This is a genomic window from Kitasatospora sp. NPDC093550 (genome assembly GCF_044764985.1).
Lineage (GTDB): Bacteria > Actinomycetota > Actinomycetes > Streptomycetales > Streptomycetaceae > Kitasatospora.
In genome coordinates this window covers 77,053-92,674 of the sequence record NZ_JBIWJF010000018.1, presented here as the reverse complement: position 1 = coordinate 92,674, position 15,622 = coordinate 77,053, and the positions used below count along the sequence as shown (strand labels likewise).

The 15,622-nt window shown below is 73.4% G+C and carries 15 protein-coding genes; 8 read left to right on the top strand and 7 right to left on the bottom strand.

What is annotated here, in order from left to right:
• Window positions 1-2: 2 nt before the first annotated feature.
• From efeB to ACIRD3_RS26945, 6 genes are all read left to right on the top strand, one after another.
• Window positions 3-1,355, top strand: a complete 1,353-nt coding sequence (gene efeB, locus ACIRD3_RS26970) for an iron uptake transporter deferrochelatase/peroxidase subunit (protein ID WP_402221635.1) — start codon at window positions 3-5, stop codon at window positions 1,353-1,355.
• A gap of 191 nt (window positions 1,356-1,546) precedes the next feature.
• Complete coding sequence (gene pheA / locus ACIRD3_RS26965) at window positions 1,547-2,482, top strand: prephenate dehydratase (protein WP_402221482.1); 936 nt, start codon at window positions 1,547-1,549, stop codon at window positions 2,480-2,482.
• A gap of 508 nt (window positions 2,483-2,990) precedes the next feature.
• Entirely contained in the window at window positions 2,991-4,265 is a 1,275-nt protein-coding gene (gene serS, locus ACIRD3_RS26960; protein WP_402221479.1) for a serine--tRNA ligase, read from the top strand.
• Window positions 4,266-4,332: 67 nt separating this feature from the next.
• A complete protein-coding gene (locus ACIRD3_RS26955) occupies window positions 4,333-5,190 on the top strand; it encodes an HAD family hydrolase (RefSeq protein WP_402221476.1) in 858 nt (285 codons plus the stop codon).
• A 180-nt stretch (window positions 5,191-5,370) separates the two neighbouring features.
• Window positions 5,371-6,102 carry a FadR/GntR family transcriptional regulator gene (locus ACIRD3_RS26950; protein WP_402221473.1) on the top strand — a complete coding sequence of 244 codons (732 nt, stop codon included), beginning with the start codon at window positions 5,371-5,373 and terminating at the stop codon, window positions 6,100-6,102.
• A 63-nt stretch (window positions 6,103-6,165) separates the two neighbouring features.
• Complete coding sequence (locus ACIRD3_RS26945; RefSeq protein WP_402221470.1) at window positions 6,166-7,404, top strand: CynX/NimT family MFS transporter; 1,239 nt, start codon at window positions 6,166-6,168, stop codon at window positions 7,402-7,404.
• A 114-nt stretch (window positions 7,405-7,518) separates the two neighbouring features.
• On the opposite strand, the gene ACIRD3_RS26940 is transcribed toward ACIRD3_RS26945, so the two are convergent.
• The 7 genes from ACIRD3_RS26940 to ACIRD3_RS26910 form a co-directional block, all read right to left on the bottom strand.
• Entirely contained in the window at window positions 7,519-8,238 is a 720-nt protein-coding gene (locus tag ACIRD3_RS26940; RefSeq protein ID WP_402221468.1) for an ABC transporter permease, read from the bottom strand.
• Between the two features lie 100 nt (window positions 8,239-8,338).
• Window positions 8,339-9,256 (bottom strand): ABC transporter ATP-binding protein, encoded by a 918-nt coding sequence (locus tag ACIRD3_RS26935; protein WP_402221465.1) that lies wholly within the window; start codon window positions 9,254-9,256, stop codon window positions 8,339-8,341.
• Between the two features lie 11 nt (window positions 9,257-9,267).
• Window positions 9,268-10,167, bottom strand: a complete 900-nt coding sequence (locus tag ACIRD3_RS26930) for an ABC transporter permease (RefSeq protein WP_402221462.1) — start codon at window positions 10,165-10,167, stop codon at window positions 9,268-9,270.
• Window positions 10,151-11,230, bottom strand: a complete 1,080-nt coding sequence (locus ACIRD3_RS26925; protein WP_402221459.1) for an ABC transporter ATP-binding protein — start codon at window positions 11,228-11,230, stop codon at window positions 10,151-10,153. The genes ACIRD3_RS26930 and ACIRD3_RS26925 overlap by 17 nt, the downstream gene beginning before the upstream one ends.
• Window positions 11,231-11,340: 110 nt before the next feature.
• Window positions 11,341-11,940, bottom strand: a complete 600-nt coding sequence (locus ACIRD3_RS26920; RefSeq protein WP_402221456.1) for a hypothetical protein — start codon at window positions 11,938-11,940, stop codon at window positions 11,341-11,343.
• Window positions 11,941-12,085: 145 nt separating this feature from the next.
• Window positions 12,086-12,973, bottom strand: coding sequence for an LLM class flavin-dependent oxidoreductase (locus ACIRD3_RS26915; protein WP_402221453.1), 888 nt, complete (start codon window positions 12,971-12,973; stop codon window positions 12,086-12,088).
• A gap of 146 nt (window positions 12,974-13,119) precedes the next feature.
• The gene (locus ACIRD3_RS26910; protein ID WP_402221450.1) at window positions 13,120-14,031 is read right to left on the bottom strand and encodes a serine/threonine-protein kinase; all 912 of its coding nucleotides are present in this window, start codon (window positions 14,029-14,031) and stop codon (window positions 13,120-13,122) included.
• A gap of 86 nt (window positions 14,032-14,117) precedes the next feature.
• Between ACIRD3_RS26910 and ACIRD3_RS26905 the strand changes: the two genes are divergently transcribed.
• Both ACIRD3_RS26905 and ACIRD3_RS26900 read left to right on the top strand, forming a co-directional pair.
• The gene (locus ACIRD3_RS26905; RefSeq protein WP_402221447.1) at window positions 14,118-14,663 is read left to right on the top strand and encodes an RNA polymerase sigma factor; all 546 of its coding nucleotides are present in this window, start codon (window positions 14,118-14,120) and stop codon (window positions 14,661-14,663) included.
• Window positions 14,660-15,532 carry a hypothetical protein gene (locus ACIRD3_RS26900; RefSeq protein ID WP_402221444.1) on the top strand — a complete coding sequence of 291 codons (873 nt, stop codon included), beginning with the start codon at window positions 14,660-14,662 and terminating at the stop codon, window positions 15,530-15,532. The genes ACIRD3_RS26905 and ACIRD3_RS26900 overlap by 4 nt, the downstream gene beginning before the upstream one ends.
• The last annotated feature ends 90 nt before the right edge of the window (window positions 15,533-15,622 follow it).

Genomic DNA, 15,622 nt, shown 5'->3' with positions numbered 1-15,622 from the left:
ACGTGACGACGGAACGGGCCTCGACGGAACGGGCCTCGGCGGAACCGGGCCCGGCGGAGCAGACCGCCGCTGGGCCGACGACTGCCGGGCCGACCGGCGCGGACCGGACGGGCTTCACCCGGCGGGCGCTGCTCGGCACCGCCGGAGCCGGACTGCTGGTCGGCGCCGGGGCCGGCGTCGCCGGGGCGGGCGCCCTGGACCGCGACGACCGCACCGGTCCCGCCGCCGGTCCTGCACCCGCCGGGGGCGCGCTCGGCGCCGCCCGGGTGCCGTTCCGCGGCGAGCACCAGGCCGGGATCCTCGAACCGCAGCAGGCCCGGGTGCAGCTGGCCGCCTTCGACCTGGCCGAGGGCGTCGGCCGGGACGGGCTGCGCGCCCTGCTGCAACGCTGGACCAAGGCCGCCGAACGGCTGACCGCGGGGGAGCCGGCCGAGGAGTTCGACAACCAGGTCGCGCTGGACGCCGGGCCCTGCTCGCTCACCCTCACCCTCGGCTTCGGCGCCGCGCTCTTCGACAAGGCCGGGCTGGCCGACCGCCGCCCGCCCGGGCTCGAACCGCTGCCCGCCTTCCCCGGCGACGCGCTCGACCCCGCCCGCGGCGACGGCGACCTGTTCGTCCAGATCGGCGCCGACGACGCCCTGGTCACCGTGCACGCCCTGCGGGTGCTGCAGCGGCTGGCCACCGGCACGGCCGCGCTCCGCTGGCAGTCGGCCGGCTTCGCCCGGACCCCCGGCGCCACCGCCCGGCCGGTGACCGGCCGCAACCTGATGGGCCAGATCGACGGCACCAACAACCCCAAGCCGGGCCAGGACGGCTTCGCCGCCACGGTGTTCTGCACGACGGGCGGCGACCAGCCGGGCTGGCTGGCCGGCGGCTCGTACCTGGTGTTCCGGCGGATCAGGATGCTGCTGGACCACTGGGAGGCGCTGCCGGTCGACCGCCAGGAGCGGGTGATCGGACGGCGCAAGGCGGACGGCGCCCCGCTCGGCGCACCCGCCGGGGCCGGCGAGCACGCCCCGGTCGACCTCTCCGCCCAGGGCCCGGACGGCACGCTCACGATCCCGGCCGACGCGCACATCCGGGTCGCCGCCCCGGCCGCCAACGGCGGGGCGGCCATGCTGCGGCGCGGGTTCTCGTACCACGACGGGCTGCTGCCGGACGGCTCGCCGGACGCCGGGCTGCTCTTCCTCGCCTTCCAGTCCGACCCGCGCAAGGGCTTCACCCCGGTGCAGCGCAAGCTCTCCCGGGGCGACGGCCTCTCCCGCTTCCTGCGGCACGAGGCCGGCGGCGTCTACGCGCTGCCCCCGGCGGCACCGACCGGCGGCTACCTGGGTCAGCAACTGCTGGAGGGGTAGCCGCCGGGCGCCGGGGACGGTGCCGGCTCGGGATGGTCACGGGTCGGGGCACGGCCGGAGGTGCGGGGACGGGCACCGGGAGTACCCCGTCCCGGTTCTCGGAACGCTTACCGGGCGGGCCCGCGGAATCGTTATGGTGACTGCTTCGGCACCACCCGTCAGTGCAGCACCGAGAACCCCACGGAGGCGTCATGTCGGCCACCCGCTACACCTACCTCGGCCCGGCCGGCACCTTCACCGAGGCGGCGCTGCACACCCTGCCCGAGGCGGCGACCCGGGAGCTGGTGCCGCTGTCGTCGGTGGCGCTGGCCCTGGACGCGGTGCGCGGCGGGGAGGCCGCCGGGGCGTTCGTGCCGATCGAGAACTCGGTGGAGGGCGCGGTCACCGCGACCAACGACGAACTCGCCTCCGGCGCACCGCTGATGATCTACCGCGAGGTGCTGCTGCCGATCGCCTTCGCCCTGCTGGTGCGGCCCGGCACCGAGCTGTCCGGGATCAAGACGGTGACCAGCCACCCGGTGGCCCAGCCCCAGGTGCGCCGCTGGCTGGCCGCCAACCTGCCGGACGCCACCTGGGAGTCGGCCGCCTCCAACGCGGACGGCGCCCGGCTGGTCGCCGAGGGCCGCTACGACGGGGCGTTCGCGGGCGAGTTCGCGGCCCCGATCTACGGACTGGACCCGCTGGTCAAGGACATCGCGGACGCCAAGAGCGCGGCCACCCGGTTCGTGCTCGTCGGCCGCCCCGGCCGGGTCTCCTCGCCGACCGGCGCCGACAAGACCTCGATGGTGGTCTGGCTGCCGGACGACCACCCGGGTGCGCTGCTGGAGCTGCTGCAGGAGTTCGCGGTGCGCGGGATCAACCTGGTGCGGATCGAATCCCGGCCGACCGGTGAGGGACTGGGCAACTACTGCTTCCTGATCGACTGCGAGGGCCACCTCACCGAGCGCCGGGTGGGCGAGGCGATGATGGGCCTCAAGCGGATCTGCCCGCAGGTGCGGTTCCTCGGTTCCTACCCGCGCGCCGACCGGCAGGTGTCCACCCACCGGCGGCCGGGGACCTCGGACGAGGATTTCAGCTCGGCCGCGGACTGGCTCTCGCGCGCGCTCGACGGGCGCGGGGACATCTGAGCGACATCTGTTGTCTTTCCGGCCTTTTCCGACCGTTTCGGATCGGGTCGATCAGGTGGGGGCGGGCGACCGCACCCGTCGTCCACAGGGCCCCCGGCACCGGGGGCCACTGTCCACAGGCCTCCCCGCTGTCCACAGCCGGAAGTTATCCACAGGCCTGGGGATGAGTCGACAAACCGGTATAGCCATTGCCCAGAACTGGTCGGATCATCGGTTTGCGTTGCAGAGATGACTAATCGGACCAGAGTCACCCGCTTGCCAGCAAATCACCCGTCCGAGTGCTTCAATTCCCTCACTCGGGAGGGTCGAATGAGGTTTGAAACCTCAATTCCCTGGTTCGATCGCGCGGAGGGTGATCCTCCCCTTCGATCCACAGCCACGGCTCCCCGCCTGTGGATAACCCGCCCCCGGAACGTTCCCCACAGGAGTTATCCACAGGACCGGGGAAGTTATCCCCAGGGGAAAACCGGTACCGGTGGAGGAACGCCCGCCCGGTACGCTTGGGCCTGTGATTGACCTTCGCCTGCTCCGTGAGGACCCTGACCGAGTACGCGCCTCGCAGCGCGTCCGTGGCGAGGACGTCGACCTGGTCGACGCCCTCCTCTCCGCCGACGAACGGCGCCGGTCCTCGGGCAGCCGCTTCGACGAACTGCGCAACGAGCAGCGGGTGCTCGGCAAGCAGGTCGCCCAGGCCAAGGGCGACGAGAAGGCCGCCCTGCTGCAGCGCACCAAGGACCTGGCCGCCGAGGTCAAGGCCGCCGACGCCGAGCAGAGCGCCGCCAAGGAAGAGGCCGACCGCCTGCTCCGCTCGCTCGCCAACCTCATCGACCCGGCCGCGCCGGTCGGCGGCGAGGAGGACTTCGTCACCCTCGAGGAGATCGGCACCCCCCGCGACTTCGCCGCCGAGGGCTTCGAGCCCCGCGACCACGTCGAGCTCGGCCAGATCCTCGGCGCGATCGACACCGAACGCGGCGCCAAGGTCGCCGGTGCGCGCTCCTACTACCTGACCGGCGTCGGCGCGCTGCTGGAGCTCGCCCTGGTCAACATGGCGATCGCCCAGGCCACCGCGGCCGGCTTCACCCCGATGATCACCCCGACCCTGGTCCGCCCGGCCGCCATGGACGGCACCGGCTTCCTCGGCCAGGCCGCCGAGAACGTGTACCACCTCGCCGAGGACGACCGGTACCTGGTCGGCACCAGCGAGGTCCCGCTCGCGGCGTACCACATGGACGAGATCCTCGACGCCGACAAGCTGCCGCTGCGCTACGCCGGCTACTCGTCCTGCTTCCGCCGCGAGGCCGGCACCTACGGCAAGGACACCCGCGGCATCATCCGCGTCCACCAGTTCGAGAAGGTGGAGATGTTCGTCTACACCACTCCCGAGGACGCCGAGAACGAGCACCGCCGCCTGCTCCAGTGGGAGAAGGACTTCCTCAACGCGCTGGAGCTGCCGTACCGGGTCATCGACGTCGCCTCGGGCGACCTCGGCGCCTCGGCCGCGCGCAAGTTCGACATCGAGGCCTGGATCCCCACCCAGGGCAAGTACCGCGAGGTCACCTCGACCTCCAACACCACCGAGTACCAGGCCCGCCGGCTGTCCATCCGGATGCGCGAGGAGGGCAAGACCCGCCCGCTCGCCACCCTCAACGGCACCCTGGTCGCGATCCCGCGCACCATCGTGGCGATCCTGGAGAACCACCAGCAGGCCGACGGCTCCGTCGTCGTGCCCGAGGCGCTGCGGCCGTTCCTCGGCGGACGGACCGTCCTGGAGCCGGTCAAGTAGTCCGGGGCCTCAGCCGCTCCGCACGCAGTACCCGCTCCACCCGCAACTCCCGGGAGACGACCGGCCCATGAGCACCACCAGCCCCAGCCCCGTCTCCCCGGAAGGCACCCGCGGCGGTGGCGACCTGCCCTACCGGCTGGTCGCCACCGACCTCGACGGCACCTTGCTGACCAGCGGGGAAACCGTCTCCGAGCGCACCCGCGCCGCACTGGCCACGGCCACCGGCGCGGGCGCGCTGCACATCATCGTCACCGGCCGCTCGGCCGTCTGGGCCCGGCCCGTCTTCGACGAGATCGGCTACACCGGGATAGCCGTCTGCGGCCAGGGCGCCCAGGTCTACGACGCCGGCGCCCACAAGCTGCTCACCTCGCTCACCCTCGACCGCCGGCTCGCCGCGCTCGCCATCGAGAAGATCGAAGCCGAGACCGGGCCGCTCGCCATCGCCGCCAACCAGGACGGCCTCGACGGCCAGGTCCTGGCCGGGCCCGGCTACGAACTGCTCATCGGCTCCGACCTGCCCGTCGTCCGGGTGGACCGCGGCGAGCTGCTCGCCTCCCCCGTCAGCAAGCTCTACATCCAGCACCACGCCCTGACCGACGACGCCCTCGCCGAAGCCGCCCGCCGCGCCGCCGGCGACCTGGTCGGCGTCGTGATGGCGGGCGCCGGCGTGGTCGAACTCCTCCCGCTCGGCCTCTCCAAGGCCACCGGCCTCGCCGTCGCCGCCCGCCGCCTCGGCCTGCGCGCCCGCGACACCATCGCCTTCGGCGACATGCCCAACGACGTCCCGATGTTCGGCTGGGCCGCGCACGGCGTCGCCATGGCCAACGCCCACGAAGAACTCCTCGCCGTCGCCGACGCGGTCACCACCAGCAACGACGAGGACGGCGTCGCGGCCGTGCTGGAGCAGCTCTACCCGCCCCGCTGACCGGGCCTTGGCGGCCCGGGGGTACGTGCTGGCGCTGACTGGGACGGGGACCGGCGGACGGACGAGGCGGGCGGCCGTGGGGTGTTCACGGAGTGTTCTTCCGCAGTTGTAGGATGACCGGGCAAGCGGTTGTAGGATGACCGATGACCGGTGAGATGCGGTGGCGGAGGGAGGTCCGGGATGAGCGGCGACGGCAACGGTCTGCAGGCGGCCGGGCGGCGGTCCCTGGTGGACACCGCGATCGACCAGCTGCGGGAGCAGTTGGCCGGTGGGGCGTGGCCCGTGGGCTCGCGGATCCCCACCGAGCACGAGCTGGCCGAGCGGTTGCAGGTCGGACGGAACACCGTGCGGGAGGCGATCCGGGTGCTGGTGCACGCCGGGATGCTGGTCTCCCGGCAGGGCGAGGGGACCTTCGTACGGTCCACCAGCGACCCGGCGTCGGTGCTGCGCGGCGTCCAGCGCTCGGGCATCCGGGACGTCCTGGAGGTCCGCGCGGCGCTGGAGACCGAGGGCGCCCGGCTGGCCGCGCTGCGGCACACCCCCGAGGACGTCCGGCGGATGCGCGCCGCGCTGGCCCGTGAGGCCGAGGTGTTCGCGGCGCACCCCGAGCGGGCGAGCCGCGAGGCGACCGTCGAACACGACCTGGAGTTCCACACCGCCGTCGTCGAGGCCGCGCACAACCCCGCGCTGACCGAGGTGTACCGCTACTTCGGCGCCTCCGTCCGCGAGTCCATGACCTCCGCGTTCGGTGACCACGAGATGCCCGAGGCGGTCATGGCGACCCACGAGGCGCTGGTCGACGCGATCGAGAGCGGTGACCCGGACCGGGCGGAGGCGGCGTGTCGTGCGCTGCTCGCCGGCCCGACCGCGGCCGTCGAGCAGCTGCTCGCGGCCATCGCGGCCCGGAAGTAGGGACGGCGCGAGCCTCCGCTTCCCGCCCGCATCCACGTACGTCCAGAAAGAAACAGCACACCCATGGCCGTCACCCGTGCCCAGCAGCCGGTTGTCACCACTCCTGCCCCGCTCCCCGTCCGCGCCCGGCTGGCCCACCCGCTCCTGCTGCTGACCGGCATCGTGCTGGTCGCGCTGAACATGCGCGCCTGCCTGGCCGCGGTCTCCCCGATGGTCGCCGAGATCCAGCGGACCTTCGGCCTCTCGGCGACCGCGAGCGGCCTGATCACCACCGTGCCGGTGTTGTTCCAGGGCGTCGGTGCCCCGCTCACCCCCCGGCTGACCCGCCGCTTCGGTGCCGAGCGGGTGGTATTGGGCGCGGTGCTGGTGCTGGGCGCGGGCGTGCTGCTGCGGGTGCTCCCCTCGGTGTTCGCGCTGTACGCGGGCTGCGTGGTGATCGGCGTGGCCATCGCGGTGCTGAACGTGTCGATGCCGGGCCTGGTCAAGCGGGAGTTCCCGGACCGCGCGGCGACCATGACCGGCGTCTACTCGACCACCATGCTGGTCGGGGCCACCCTCGCCGCGGGCACCTCCGTCCCGCTGGAGCACGTGCTCGGCGGCGGCTGGCGGGCCTCGCTCGGCGCCTGGTCGCTGCTCGCGCTGGTCGCGGCGGTGGCCTGGCTGCCGCAGGTGCTGCGCAGCCGTCAGGAGCGGGGCGCGGTGGCCGCGGCGGCCGCGCCGGGGAAGCCGATCGAGGGGCTCTGGCGGTCCCCGCTGGCCTGGCAGATCAGCCTCTTCATGGGCATCTCTTCGCTGCTGGTCTACACCCTGGTGGCCTGGATGCCGACGATCCTGGCGGACCACGGGATGGACCGCGGCCAGGCAGGCCTGGTCTTCGCCTTCTCCAACCTGGTGCAGGTGGCCGGGGCCTTCCTGGTGCCGCTGATGGCCGGCCGGATGACCAGCCAGCGGGCGCTGGCGGTGACCATGGCCGCGCTGAACGGGCTGGGCATCGCCATGCTGCTGGTCGCGCCGGTCTCCGCGGCGTGGGTCTCGGCGGCCGTCCTCGGCGTGGCCCAGGGCGGTTCGCTCGGCCTGGGTCTGGCGTTCATCGTGCTGCGCACCGGCAGCGCGGCCGGGGCCGCCCAGCTGGGCGGGATGTCACAGGCGATCGGCTACCTGGTCGCGGCGGCCGGACCGGTCGGCGCGGGTGCGCTGCACCAGCTGACCGGCGGTTGGGAGACCACCCTGGCGCTGATGCTGGTGCTGGTCGTGGTGGTGGGCGCGGCCGGCTGGGGCGCGGGCCGCAACCGTACGCTCTGAGGCCCTTCGCGGGTCCTTCCGTACGGCGCTCCGGGGTTCCCGGGGCGCCGTACGGCTCATTCCGCGCCGCGCGCGCCGGTGGGGCTCACTCCGCGCCGCGCGCGCAGGTCGGGCTCACTCCTCGCCGGCCAGGGTCAGTCCGGCCAGCTTCACCGAGGCCAGCACCGTCGCTCCGACGGTGACCGCCAGCAGCAGCGGGACGGCCACGCCGAAGGAGACGTCGGCGCCGATCGCGGTGTCCCCGGCGACCGCCTCGGCCACCGCGCGGCCCCACTGCTGGATGCTCAGCGTCCGGGCGCCGTCGACGTAGTTGCCGACCACCGACTCCCAGATCAGGGCGTACCCGAGCCCCGCCACCACGGCGTGCCGGGTGACCACGCCGAGCAGCAGGAACAGCGCGCTGTACGCGGCCCCGGCGACCAGCACCGCGACGGTGTAGCCGAGCACCATGCCGTCCCGGGTGCCGTACAGCAGCAGCCCGGACAGCAGCGTCGGGACGACCGAGAACAGCCAGGTGACGCCGATCGCGACGGCCAGCTTGGTGGTGATGATCCGCCACCGCGGGAGCGGCTTGGCGAGCAGGTAGACGATCGAGCCGTCGTCGATCTCGGTGGCGATCACCCCGGTGCCGACCACCAGGCCGAGGATCGGGACGAGGGTGCCGAGACCGAGCTCGCCGAGGATCCGGACGGTCAGCCCGTGCGTGTCGGTGTTGTCCGACCCGCTCGCGAGGGCGGAGACGAGCAGCAGCAGGGCCGGGACCACCAGCAGCAGCAGGCCGCGGCGGCGCCCCAGCAGCCCGCGCAGGGTCAGCCTGGCGACGGTGGGGTTCATGGTCGGTCGGCCCCTTCCTGGGCAACGGAGGGCATGGCGTCGGGCCTGGCGGCGGGCGGGGCGGCGGGCAGGGAGTCGGGCACGTCGGCGGGCGCGGCGGTCACGCGGAGACCAGGTACGAGAAGACGCTCTCCAGCGACTCGTCGGCCGGGGAGACGGTGTACAGGCGGATGCCGGCCTCCCGGGCGACCCTGGGCAGCAGGGTGGTGAAGCCCTGGAAGTTGACCGCCTCGATCCGCAGCGCACGGTCGCGCTCGTCCACCTCGATGCCGGTGGTGGAGCCGTCGGCGATCAGCGCGGCGGCGAGCCGGCGGTCGTCGCTGGAACGGACCAGGTAGCGGTGCGGGCGGTCGGTCATCAGCCGGCGGATCTTGCGGAAGTCGCCCGAGGCCGCGTGCCGGCCGGCCACCACCACCTCGATGTGCCGGGCGAGTTGCTCGACCTCCTCCAGGATGTGGGAGGAGAACAGCACCGTCCGGCCGTCGGCGCCGAAGCGGCGCAAGAGCTCCATCAGCTGGAGCCGCTGGCGCGGGTCCATGCCGTTGAAGGGTTCGTCCAGCAGCAGCACGGCCGGGTCGTGGACCAGCGCGGAGGCCATCTTGACCCGCTGCTTCATGCCCTTGGAGTACGTCCCGGTGCGGCGGTCCCTGGCGTACGCCATCTCGACCAGGTCCAGGGCCCGGCGGGCGGCGGCGCCGGGCTGGGGCAGGCCGTGCAGTTCGGCGTTGGCGAGGACGAACTCCCAGCCGGTCAGGTAGTCGTACATGGACTCCCGCTCGGGGACCAGTCCGATCTGCCGGTAGACCTGCTGGTTGCGCCAGATCGGCGCGCCGTCCAGGGTGACCGAGCCGCTGGAGGGGGAGAGGAAGCCGCTCATCATGTGGATGAGGGTGGACTTGCCCGCGCCGTTGGGCCCGAGCAGGCCGGTGATGCCGGGGCCGATCGACATGGTGATGTCGTTGACCGCGACCACGTTCCCGAACCAGCGGGAGACCTTGTCGATGCTGATGGTGGCCATGCCGCCCTCTCTCAAACCTTCTTGTAGCGGCGCAGCAGCAGCTGGTACGAGCCCACCACCATGGCCACCGCGACGAGTGCGAAGACCGCCAGGCCGAGCCCGCCCGGCGCGTGCCGGCGGTCGAGGCCGGTGCCGAGGTCGAACAGCTCGTTGACGAGGGACTCCACCAGGTTGGTGGGCGAGATCAGCGAGGTCCACTGCGCGGTGTCGGAGCCGGTCGTGCTCGGGTTGCTGATGCCGACCGCGACGCCGGCCACCGCGGCGCTGATCGCCAGGTAGCCCATGACGGCGGCCACCCCGAAGCCCCGGCGCGGGGTGGCGGCCGCGATGACCAGCGCCACCGAGGTCGGCACCAGCGCGTACAGCACGGCCGCGGCCAGGCCGTACAGGACGTGCCCGGTGTTGTACGAGAAGTCCATCCCGCCGAGCAGCGCGCCGAGGTACAGCACCAGCAACGGCGCCGACATCAGCAGCAGTTGGGCGCAGACCATGGCCGCGAACTTGGCCCGGACGTAGTCGGTGCGGGTGATCGGGCGGGAGAAGTAGAGCGGGACGGTCTGGTAGCGGAGGTCCCGGGAGAGCAGGACCGGCGCCTGGGAGGCGAGGAAGACCGAGACCACCAGGTTGAGGCTGGCGAGGTAGCCCGCGTACTCGACCGGGAGTTCCTCGCGCTTCAGGGTGATCGCGAACGCCACCATGATGACGGCGGGCACGGTGACCACGCCCAGCACCAGCATCGGCAGCACCTTGGACTTGCCGGAGCGGCCCAGGCCGTAGGCGGCGCGCAGGCTCTGGGTGAAGAGCGAGCGGGTGGCGTAACCGCGGCCCAGCCGGGGGCCGTTGTAGCCGCGGTAGCCGATGTCGTGGATGACGCCGGTGTCCGCGGGCGCGGTCTCAGGAGGCAGCGACATCGCCCGTCCCTCCCCTGCTCTGCTCGCTCTGCTCGGTCCGCTCGGCCTGCTCGGTCCGCTCGGTCCGCTCGGTCCGCTCGGTGGTCCGGCCGTCCTCGGCCGGGGACGTGAAGAGTTCGGCGACCCGGTGCCGGCGCTGCTCCAACCGGACCAGGCCGAGGCCGAGTTCGGCGACGGCGTCGCGGATGGTGTCGTACGTCGACTCGTCCGCGAGCCGGACCAGCAGCAGGTGCGAACCCTCGGGCTGGACCTCGATGCCGGCGGCGGCCAGGCGCTCGCGCACGGCCGCGCCGGGTTCGAGCCGGCGGTCCTCCGGGTGGTCGGTGACCTCGACCGCGAGGACGGCGGTCGCCTCGGTGAAGGAGGCGGTGGAGGAGGAGCGCAGCAGCTTGCCGCCGTCGATGACGACCAGGTGGTCGCAGGTGCGCTCCAGCTCGCCGAGCAGGTGGGTGGTGACCAGCACCGAGATGCCGAAGTCGGTGTGCACGCGGCGGATCAGGCCGAGCATCTCGTCCCGGCCGGCCGGGTCGAGGCCGTTGGTCGGCTCGTCCAGCAGCACCAGCTCGGGGTCGTGCACCAGTGCCTGGGCGAGCTTGACCCGCTGCTTCATGCCGGTCGAGTACCCGCCCATCGGGCGGTACCGCTCCTCGTACAGGCCGACGTGCCGCAGGGTGTCGGCGGTGCGTTCCCGGGCGGCGGTGGCGGGCAGGCCCGCCATCCGGGCCATGTGGACGACGAACTCGGTCGCGGAGACGTCCGGCGGCAGGCAGTCGTGCTCGGGCATGTAGCCGACCCGCTCGCGGATCTCGGAGCCCCGGGTGGCGATGTCCAGGCCGAGGACCTCGCCCCGGCCGGAGGTCGCCGGGGCCAGCCCGAGCAGGATCTTGATCAGGGTGGACTTGCCCGCTCCGTTGGCCCCGACCAGGCCGACCACCCCGGGCCGCACCTCGACGGTGAGCTGGTCGAGGGCGGTGACCCGGGGGAACCTCTTGGTGAGGCCGTCCGTCGTGATGACAGCTGTGGACACGCCCACAACGTAGTGCGCACCGGCCGCGACGGGCATGCGCTGGAATGACGAGGCCCTGTGCTGCTGCGGTATGACGTCGGGGCCGATCTCCCCTAGGGGGAGGCGGATCGGCCCCGGGCCGCCGGTGCGGACTCAGCGGTGCGGACTCAGGAGTGCGGGCGCTCCCACAGCTCGACGACCTGGCCGGAGGCGTCGAGCGCCAGCTTGTAGTCGCCGGTCGAACAGGGGTACGAGCCCTTCTGGTTCCCCGGGGTGGCGATGCACTCGTTGATGTGCTTGACCACGTCGGCCACGTTGACGTCCTTCGGCGCGGCGACCACCGAGCGGAGGTGGCCCTTGGCGGTCGGCGCGAAGGCGGCGGTCTTGTCGGCGCCCACCGGCTCGAAGCCGACGTCGTCGACGCCGCAGACGTCCTTGGTCTCCTTGTAGACCAGGGTGGTCGTGGTGGTGCCCTTCACCGGGTAGATCCACTTCTGGCCGGCCGGCAGCGGGCCGTGGGTGCAGAAGCCCTCGGGCTCGCCGGAGGCCGCCGGCGCACCGGTCGCCGAGGGCTTCCCGCTCGGCGCGGGCTTCCCGGGGGCGGCGGAGGGCGAGGCGGCCGGAGCCGCGGTGGTCGGGGCGGCGGTCGCGGCGGTCGCACCGCCTCCCGCGCCCTGGTCCGACGAGTCGTCCGGCCCACAGGCCGCCAGACCGAACGCGGCGGTGGCCACCAGAGTGGCGGCGAGCAGTCTCCTGGAAGCAGGCATGACGAAGGAACCCCCGTTGTGACGCATGATCAGTTGGACGGTGCGGCCGACAGACTAGCGCCTCCCGCCGACACCCTCGGGGGTGTTCCACCACCGCCTGCCCGGCCGGGGCGCGCGACGCCCCGCGCACCCCGGCCGGAAGGGGTCAACCCAGCTGCGCCAGGCCCTCGGTGGCGATCCGCTCGAAGACGGCGAGGTCGTTCTCGAAGATCGAGTCCGGCACCGGCCAGTGGATCACCAGCTCGGTGATCCCGAGCTCCTGGTACGTACCAGCCCAGTCGACGAAGGCGTCCAGCGACTCCAGCGGCTTCTCCGCCGTCGAACCCTGCAGCAGCACCTTCTCCAGCGTGGCCGCGTCCCTGCCCTGTGCCTCGCAGGCCGCCGTCAGCTTCGCGATCTGCTGGGCGATCACCCCGGGGGCCTGCTCGACCGGGACGTCCGCCGGGCCCTTCGGGTCGCCGTAGGTCACCCAGCCCTGCCCGTGCTCGGCGGCCAGCCGCAGCCCGCGCGGGCCGGTCGCGGCGACGTAGAACGGGACCCGCGGCGTCTGCACGCAGCCGGGGATGTTCCGCGCCTCGACCGCCGAGTAGTACGTGCCCTCCCGGGTGGTGGCGTCCTCGCGCAGCAACTCGTCCAGCAGCGGCAGGAACTCGCCGAACCGGTCGGCCCGCTCCTTCGGGGACCACGCCTGCTGGCCCATCGCCGTGGCGTCGAAGCCGGTGCCGCCGGCACCGATGCCCAGGGTGAGGCGGCCGCCGGACACGTCGTCCAGCGTGATCAGCTCCTTCGCCAGCGTCACGGGGTGCCGGAAGTTGGGCGAGGTCACCAGCGTGCCCAGGCGGAGGCGCTCGGTGGCGGTGGCCGCCGCCGTCAGGGTCGGGACCGAACCGAACCACGGCTCGTCGCGGAAGGACCGCCAGGACAGGTGGTCGTAGGTGTACGCGGCGTGGAAGCCGAGGTCCTCGGCCCGCCGCCAGATCTTCTGCCCCTCGCTCCACCGGTGGATGGGGAGGATCACCGTGCTCAGTCGCATGCAACGACCCTACGGGAGCCCTCGGCGGCCGGGCGTCCACGGACGCGACGACCGCTTCGTCGACCGCTACGTCGACCGCTACGTCCCGAACGAAGCGGGTCGGGGACGAGGACACGACCGCCGGGGCGGACCGACCCCGGTCGGGTTCACCGTCGTAGCCAGCTCAGCAGGGTCGTCGCCGTGAACACCGCGCCCGACGCCAGAAGGACCGCGCGCCGGGTCAGCCACCCCGGGCCTTCCGGGGGCCGGGGCTGCGGGACCGGAGCCAGCAGCGCGTCGGCGAAGGCCCGGGCGGTCGGCGGCCGGTCCGCCGGCTCGACGGACATCGCCGCCCGTAGCAGCAGGGCGACGTTCGGCGGGAGCTCCGTTCCGGCGGGGAGCGCCGGCAGCGTCGAGGCGGGCGGCTGGCCGGTCATCAGGGCGGTGGCGCGTCCGCCCGGGCCGAACGGCTTCTGCCCGGTCAGCAGCTCGTAGGCCACGACGGCCAGCGCGTAGACGTCGGCCCGCCCGTCGAACCCGCCGGTCTGGAAGGCCTGTTCCGGTGCCATGTAGGCGGGCGTGCCCGTGGTCACCGTCAGCCCGGACGCGTCGGCCAGTTGCTTCGCGCTGCCCAGATCCGCCACCAGCACGGCGGCGGGCGCGGAGCCGGTGGCGAGCAGCAGGTTGGACGGCTTGACGTCGCGGTGCACCACGCCCGCCTCGTGCAGGACCTGGACCGCGTAGCCCGCCTCCGCGGCCAGCCGCAACGCCTCCTGCGGGTCGCACTGCCCGACCCGGTCCGCCAGGGTGCCGCCGCGTACGTAGTCCATGACGAAGTAGGGCCGGTCCTCCTGCACCCCGACGTCGTGCACCCGGACCACCCGCGGGCTGGCGATCCGGCGCAGCAGCCTCGCCTCCGCCAGGAACCGCTCGCGCACGTCGGCGTTGGCGGCCCAGTTCTCGGCCAGCACCTTCACCGCGACCTCGGTGTCGAGCTCCGGATCGTAGGCCTTCCAGACCGTGGCGAAGGAGCCGGCTCCGAGCCGCTCCAGGAGGAGGTAACGGCCGAGCTTGCGCATGTGGCAGCATTCTGCCGGAGTCGGGGTGAGCGCGGAACTCCCGCCTGACGGGCGGGGTGCCGGGCGGGACGAAACGGGGGATCCGGGTGTTCGAGGATGGCGAGCTGGAACGGCTCGTGGCGGCCGCCCAGGCGGGGGACCCGGGGTCGAGGGAGTACCTGCTGGCCAAGCTGCGGCCGGTGGTGCTGCGCCGCTGCGCGCGCTTCCTGCCCCACCACGCCGACGCGGAGGAGGCGGCGCAGGACGCGCTGCTGTCCATCAGCACGCACCTGGGCGAGTACGGCGGCCACGGCTCCTTCCAGGGCTGGGTGACGGTGATCGCCTCGAACGCCGCCCGGTCCACCTACCGCTCGATGCGCCGGCGCGCCGAGGACAGCCACGCCGACCTCCCCGAGTCCGTCGACCCGCGCACCACCAGCGTCATCGCCGGGACCCGGCTCGACGTGATGGAGGCGCTGGCCGCGCTGGAGCAGCAGCACCCCGCCCTCGTGGAGGCCTTCGTGCTGCGCGACCTGGGCGACCTGACCTACGTCCAGGTGGCCGAGGCGCTGGACGTGCCGTTGGACACGGTCAAGGACCGTATCCACCAGGCCCGCCGCTTCATGCGCGAGCGCCTGGTCACCGGTCCGTGAAGGGCCGTCCCCCGGCGGGCGGCCGCGTCGTCGTCCGGCCGCGGTCCGCCGTCGCCGCCCTGGTGGCAGCCGCCGCGCTCGGGCTGGCGACCGGCCGGTTCGTCCTGCCGACGCCCCCGGGCGTCGGCGCGCACCCGGCGGCGCGGTCGGGTGCCGCGGTCGGCGGCCCGTCCCCGGGTGCGTCCGCTCCCGTGACGCCCGGCGGGTCCGTCCCGACGCCCGCGTCCTCGGCCTCCGGCTCCGCCCCGCCGACCGGGGTGACCGGGGCGACCGGGGTGACCGGGGCGACCGGGCCGTTGACGACCGCGAACCTCCTGGGCCCCGCGGCGTTCGGCCCGGACGTCGGCAGCGGGCAGATCCACGTCACCGACCGGTACGGCGACGGGTCGTACGCCAACGCGGCCTGCACCGGCGAGAAGACCCTCACCCAGACCCTGGGCGGGCGCGGCGCCCACTTCCGCGGACTGATGACCGGCACCCGCACGACCCCGGACGACCCCACGCTCGCCGTCAGCCTCGACGCCCAGGTCGCCCGCGAGGTCGCCGCCGAGGCCCAGAGCCCTTCCCTGGCGCAGAACTACGCCCAGCGCCTGCTGCTGGAGGAGGAGCCCTGCCAGGAGGCAGCACCGGGGCACTGGGTCTACGGAAGGACCACGACGCTGCAGCTCGCCCCGGACGTCACCGCGAGCTGGATGGGCAGCTACCAGGGATCCCTCAACACCGGAGGCACCGCGCCCGAGGGGAAGGAGCCCTGCGGCGGCATCGCCGTGCTGCGCAGCGGCAACCACTACGGGGTGCTGGAGGTCTACGCCTGCCTGGGCACGGCCGCGATGGACCGCGTCGTCAGGACCGCTCTGTCACAGCTGTGAAACAGCGGGTCGGGGCTCCAACTTTCCCTCCTGCCGCGGCATCTCCCCGGTTGTACGAGGACGCAGCAGGCGTCCCGACCAGCAGGGGGA

What these genes read in the sequence shown, in the direction of transcription:
- ACIRD3_RS26920 (WP_402221456.1), bottom strand. Translation starts at nt 11,940, where the DNA reads ATGCCTGCTTCCAGGAGACTGCTCGCCGCCACTCTGGTGGCCACCGCC.
- ACIRD3_RS26925 (WP_402221459.1), bottom strand. Translation starts at nt 11,230, where the DNA reads ATGCCCGTCGCGGCCGGTGCGCACTACGTTGTGGGCGTGTCCACAGCT.
- ACIRD3_RS26955 (WP_402221476.1), top strand. Translation starts at nt 4,333, where the DNA reads ATGAGCACCACCAGCCCCAGCCCCGTCTCCCCGGAAGGCACCCGCGGC.
- ACIRD3_RS26915 (WP_402221453.1), bottom strand. Translation starts at nt 12,973, where the DNA reads ATGCGACTGAGCACGGTGATCCTCCCCATCCACCGGTGGAGCGAGGGG.
- ACIRD3_RS26950 (WP_402221473.1), top strand. Translation starts at nt 5,371, where the DNA reads ATGAGCGGCGACGGCAACGGTCTGCAGGCGGCCGGGCGGCGGTCCCTG.
- ACIRD3_RS26940 (WP_402221468.1), bottom strand. Translation starts at nt 8,238, where the DNA reads ATGAACCCCACCGTCGCCAGGCTGACCCTGCGCGGGCTGCTGGGGCGC.
- pheA (WP_402221482.1), top strand. Translation starts at nt 1,547, where the DNA reads ATGTCGGCCACCCGCTACACCTACCTCGGCCCGGCCGGCACCTTCACC.
- ACIRD3_RS26935 (WP_402221465.1), bottom strand. Translation starts at nt 9,256, where the DNA reads ATGGCCACCATCAGCATCGACAAGGTCTCCCGCTGGTTCGGGAACGTG.
- ACIRD3_RS26930 (WP_402221462.1), bottom strand. Translation starts at nt 10,167, where the DNA reads ATGTCGCTGCCTCCTGAGACCGCGCCCGCGGACACCGGCGTCATCCAC.
- ACIRD3_RS26910 (WP_402221450.1), bottom strand. Translation starts at nt 14,031, where the DNA reads ATGCGCAAGCTCGGCCGTTACCTCCTCCTGGAGCGGCTCGGAGCCGGC.
- ACIRD3_RS26945 (WP_402221470.1), top strand. Translation starts at nt 6,166, where the DNA reads ATGGCCGTCACCCGTGCCCAGCAGCCGGTTGTCACCACTCCTGCCCCG.